The 5,137-nt window shown below is 36.1% G+C and carries 4 protein-coding genes; 2 read left to right on the top strand and 2 right to left on the bottom strand.

The window, feature by feature from the left end:
• On the top strand, positions 1-657 hold a 657-nt coding region (locus ACY651_RS19815), incomplete at its 5' end, for a sensor histidine kinase (RefSeq protein WP_462255245.1).
• 10 nt (positions 658-667) lie between these two features.
• Here ACY651_RS19815 and ACY651_RS19820 read toward each other — a convergent pair.
• A complete protein-coding gene (locus ACY651_RS19820; RefSeq protein ID WP_462255246.1) occupies positions 668-1,288 on the bottom strand; it encodes a response regulator in 621 nt (206 codons plus the stop codon).
• A complete protein-coding gene (locus ACY651_RS19825; protein ID WP_462255247.1) occupies positions 1,289-3,253 on the bottom strand; it encodes a tetratricopeptide repeat-containing sensor histidine kinase in 1,965 nt (654 codons plus the stop codon). It abuts the gene before it with no gap.
• A 241-nt stretch (positions 3,254-3,494) separates the two neighbouring features.
• Between ACY651_RS19825 and ACY651_RS19830 the strand changes: the two genes are divergently transcribed.
• Positions 3,495-5,137, top strand: a 1,643-nt coding sequence (locus ACY651_RS19830) for a beta strand repeat-containing protein (RefSeq protein WP_462255248.1), incomplete at its 3' end; no start/stop codon positions are given.

Consider the following 5,137-nt stretch of genomic DNA (forward strand, 5'->3'; position numbering starts at 1 on the left):
GAAAGACAAAAATCTGAATTAGAAAAACAGTATGCCATTGAGCAGGAACGTACAAGAATGGCAAGAGAACTGCATGACGGGTTGGGCAGTATGCTGAGCGGTATTAAGCATTCTTTTGCTGCTTTAAAAAACCAGGTTACCATGGATAACAACCTGGACAATAAATTTAACAGCAACATTGATAAACTAAATGATACCATAAAAGAACTGCGTAATATTTCTCACAGTATTTCGCCGGATGGTTTGTTGCTCTATGGGTTAGAAAATTCGCTGAGAGATTATTGTAATAATATTACAAGCCCCGGTATACTCAGCATTTCTTTTAAAGCACTGGATACCCAAAAAATGCTGCTAACAGAAGAGCAGGCTTTTCATTCGTTTAGAATTGTACAGGAACTGTTGCAAAATATCATTAAACATTCGGGTGCATCAAATGCTATTGTGCAAATAAGTTATAATCATCACCGGCTTTATATAACAGTGGAGGATGATGGCAAAGGCTTTGAAATTGATGATGAGCTTAATAAAAAAGGTATGGGGTTAAAAAATATTGAAAGCAGGATAAAAATACTGAAAGGTAAAATGGATTACCGTACCACTGCATCGGAAGGCACTTCTGTATTAATGGAAATACCCTGTGCCGAAAAAAATATTTAACCAGCCTGCTTTATATCATGTGCTGTTGTACTGCCACTTTTATCAGCGAGGCAATATTTTTTGCTTCAAACTTTGCCAGCAAATTTTTACGGTGTGTATCTACGGTTGTAGTGCTGATAAAAAGTTTTTGTGCAATTTCATTATTGGTCATGCCATCGGCAATTAACTCCAGTACCTCTTTTTCTCTCCTGGTTATTACTGGTGCATTATTATTGGTATCAGGTTTGCGTAAAGCAAGCGCAGCATCAAAACTTAAAAACTGTTTTCCTTTTATTACGGTTTCAATACCTTCAATTAACTCTTCCTGCGTTGCATTTTTAAGCACATAACCAGAAGCACCACTGCCAATCATTTTTTCTATAAAACTTTGCTGGTTAAAAGTGCTTAATCCCAAAATAAAAATACCAGGAAATTTTTCTTTTACTTCTTTGCATAAATCAATACCGCTTTTATCGGGTAAATTAATATCCATTAAAATTACATCGGGTGTTTGTTGCTGTAAAAAAGCAATACAGGATGCAGCATTGGTGGCATGCCCCATCCACTCAATATTCTTTTCATTTTGTAATAATGAATGAATACCTTCTATCACCATATAGTGATCATCAACTATAAAAACTTTTATGGCCATCTATATATTTAATTCAATTTGAACTGATGTTCCTTTGCCCGGTTCTGATTGAACATCTAATTTACCTTTTAAATATTCAACACGGCTTTGTATATTACTCCATCCAATTCCTTTAACCTGCTGTAAAATTACAGGGTTAAATCCTTTTCCATCATCTTCTACAGTAATATTAATATCATTATTTATTTTACTTACCTGCACAATGGCGTTTTTTGCCGCCGCATGTTTCATGGTATTATTAATTAACTCCTGCACAATGCGGTAAATGGTAATGGCAGTAGTTTGATCTATCACTAAATTTTGCAATCCAATAGATTGATAAGATACCTGCAATGCACCTGAATTATTTATATCGTTGCAAAAATCTTTTAATGCAGTATCCAGTCCAAATTTTACCAGCGCTTCGGGCATCATGTTGTGTGCCACACGGCGCATTTCTTTTATAGAGCTGTCCAGCATATCCATACTGCGTTCAAAAGCCTGTGTATTTTCAGGCGTCATAATTAAATTCCCTTTCATAGTATTAAATGAATATTTTATTCCCGATAACATTCCCCCAAGGCCATCGTGTAAATCTTTTGCTAATCTGGTACGTTCCTGTTCTTCGCCTTTAAGTACAGCTTCGGTTGCTGTTAATTGTTGTTGTGTTTCTAAATCATTAATGCGTTGCTGTTGTAATTTTTGTTTTTGTTTGTAAGCACGGTAGCTTAGTAATGAGAGTATTAATAAAGTAAAAGCCCCTGCAATTAAAAAATAGTTAAGGGTATTTTTTTGTTTGATGGCAAGCTGCTGTATTTTTTTATCGGCTTCTAATTGTGCTACTTCGTTTTGTTTTTTTTCATAATTATACCTTGCCTGGCGAAATTCCATTTGCCTGATGTTATCTGCCTGGTACAACGAATCTTTAATTACTGCTACAGAATCTTTATAAGCAAATGCTTTAGTAAAATCGCCGAGCTGTTTATAAACTTCAGCATAATTTTCAAAATACATTTGTTTTGAGGTAGAGATTATTGAGTAGTCGAGATATTTTGCAGATGAATCTAAATGTGCCGCAGCAAGCTTTGGTTTTTTTAATTCCGCTTCGTTAGCTGAAATATTTAAAAAATTATTGCCAATGCCTGCAGTAAAATTATATTTTCTTGCAAAATTCAAACACAGTGTATAATACGCTATAGCTTTCTGGTACTGCTTAGTGTTATAGTAATACATGGCACTCATAAAATCGCAGGAGTATATCATGTTCTCGTTGCCCATTTCCAGGGCAATTTGCTTTGCAGAGTCCAGTATCAGTAAACCTTTTTCAGCATCTCTTTTTGCATTAACCAAATTGCCACCATAAGCATACCAGGCATTGAGCAGATTTGCTTTATCATTATTTTTTCTTGCAAAGTCTAAGCCCTTTTTGCTGTATTTAATGCCTTCATCAAATTTATTAATAGTGGCATAAGCAATTGAAAGATTACTGTATAAAACTCCTAAATCACTATTGTTCGGATTGTCTTTAAGATAAATTTCTTCTGCCTTAAGATAATAAAATGTAGCAGTTTCGTAATCGGCATTGTTAGCATGCAGCAATCCTAAATTAATATAGCTTGTACCCATCGATACTCTCGATCGTAAATTATCCGGGTATTTTGAAAATATTTTTATCGCCTTCTCATAATTGTCAATAGAAGGAAGTGTTTGATTGGCGAGCTGTATTGTAGCAGCTAAAAAAAAAGCCTGTGCTTTAAAAAAATCATTGTTTTTTACTATGGAAATGGAGTCGATTTTTTTTTGACATTGCCAGGCTTCAATAGTGTCTTTATATTTTATTTTATTGCCCAGCTGCACCAGCAGGCGTACGTATTCTGTATCATTCTTTTCTGTTTTTATCAGGTTGCGTATGCTGTCGAAAACATTTGTTTGTGAAAATGCACCCAGCGGAATAATATATAGTATGAACAATATAATTTTTCTCATACAGTAAAATAGAACATTACTTCCATTATACAAATAAACCCAAAATCATTTTTAAAGTGCCTCCCCTTTTTCCATGATTTTTTATGAATTTAAAATCTCCTGTTTTTACAGGATGGTTAAAATGGGTTTAAATTTTCATTTTTACAGCAAAGAAAATTAAACACGGATTATATGAAAGTAGCAGCCAGAGAAGGAGACTTGCGTATTGGCTCAATTTAAAATCTTTAAAAAATAAATAAAAATGAAAAAAATAATTTTACTGCTGGTAATAATTGCAACAATTAAAACCCAGGCTCAAAATGTTGCTGTAAACAACGATGCCAGTGTGCCGGATAACAGTGCTATGCTCGATATTAAAAGTGGTACAAAAGGCCTTCTTATACCCCGTATGAATTCGGCAGCACTAAATGCAATTGTAAATCCTGCAAAAGGATTATTGGTATTGGATACTTCAAAAAATCAATTGATGGTAAATATGGGGACAGCCGCTGTACCCAACTGGCAAACTATTGTTGCCTCAAGCGGATGGAGCTTAACAGGTAATTCAGGAATTGATTCTGCAACTAATTTTATCGGAACACTGAATACAAAACCATTTATCATTAGAGTAAATAACGTACGTTCAGGTTATATTGATACGCTTACAAATAATACTTCATTCGGTTTTAGAACGTTAGACTCCTCCACAACGGGTTCTGCTAATACAGCAATTGGTTATAAATCTCTTTCAGGAAATAAGACTGGTGAAAATAATACAGGCCTCGGATGGGGTGCTTTACAATTTAATAATTCAGGATCATTCAATACTGCATCGGGAGTTTATAGTCTAAATACTAATACCTCCGGAAGCCAAAATACTGCATTAGGGCAATTAGCAATGTACCTGAATACTACCGGCGGTCAGAATAATGCGATAGGAAGTGATGCAATGCGGTATAATACTACAGGCAGCAGCAATGTTGGGATAGGTTTTACGTCTTTATATTTTAATACAACCGGTTATTCAAACATTGCAGTGGGTACCGGTGCCCTTTTCAACACTGGTAACCGCAGCAACCTGGTGGCTGTTGGTGATTCTGCACTTTTTAATAATGGAACCGGTGCTACTTTGGCAGCTCATGGAATAGCCAATACGGCCATAGGTTCAAAGGCGCTGTTTACTAATACAACCGGTTATTTTAACACGGCAAACGGCTCGAATGCCCTTTTTTCAAATACTACAGGGTTTCAGAATACTGCTTCCGGAACGGGATCATTGCGATTTAACAACACCGGCATATTAAATACCAGTACAGGATTTAATTCCCTGTTTGGTAATATTTCCGGTAATGAAAACAGCGCTTTTGGAAATGCAGCATTGGCTAACAATACTAGCGGCCTTTCAAACAGTGCATTTGGTTCGGGCAGTTTGGTTAATAATAGTAACGGCAATACAAATACCGGGATGGGTTATGTTTCGCTTTACAATAATCAAACCGGATTTTCCAATGTTGCGGTGGGTACACATGCATTATTTAATACCGGCAACCGCAGCAACCTCGTAGCTGTTGGCGACAGTGCTTTATATAACAATGGAGTGGGTGCAACGAATGCTGCCGAAGGAACAGGCAATTCAGCATTAGGCTCCAAAGCTTTATTTGCAAATACAACAGGTTTTTTTAATACGGCAACGGGCGCAAATGCACTAAGAAGCAATACAACCGGCGCTTATAATACATCTAATGGCACAGGCGCTCTTTTTGCAAACACAACCGGTAGTTCTAATACTGCTATGGGCATTAATGCCATGTTTAACAACAACACAGGAAATGAGAATACTGCTGTAGGAAATTTTGCAGTAGTCAATAATACATCCGGAAGCAGAAATACAGGAACAGGTAATTC

Source organism: Ferruginibacter sp., assembly GCF_031391665.1.
Taxonomy (GTDB): Bacteria; Bacteroidota; Bacteroidia; order Chitinophagales; family Chitinophagaceae; genus Ferruginibacter.

Excerpts from the sequence above, each read along its gene's own strand:
- ACY651_RS19820 (WP_462255246.1), bottom strand. The coding sequence starts at position 1,288 with ATGGCCATAAAAGTTTTTATAGTTGATGATCACTATATGGTGATAGAA.
- ACY651_RS19825 (WP_462255247.1), bottom strand. The coding sequence starts at position 3,253 with ATGAGAAAAATTATATTGTTCATACTATATATTATTCCGCTGGGTGCA.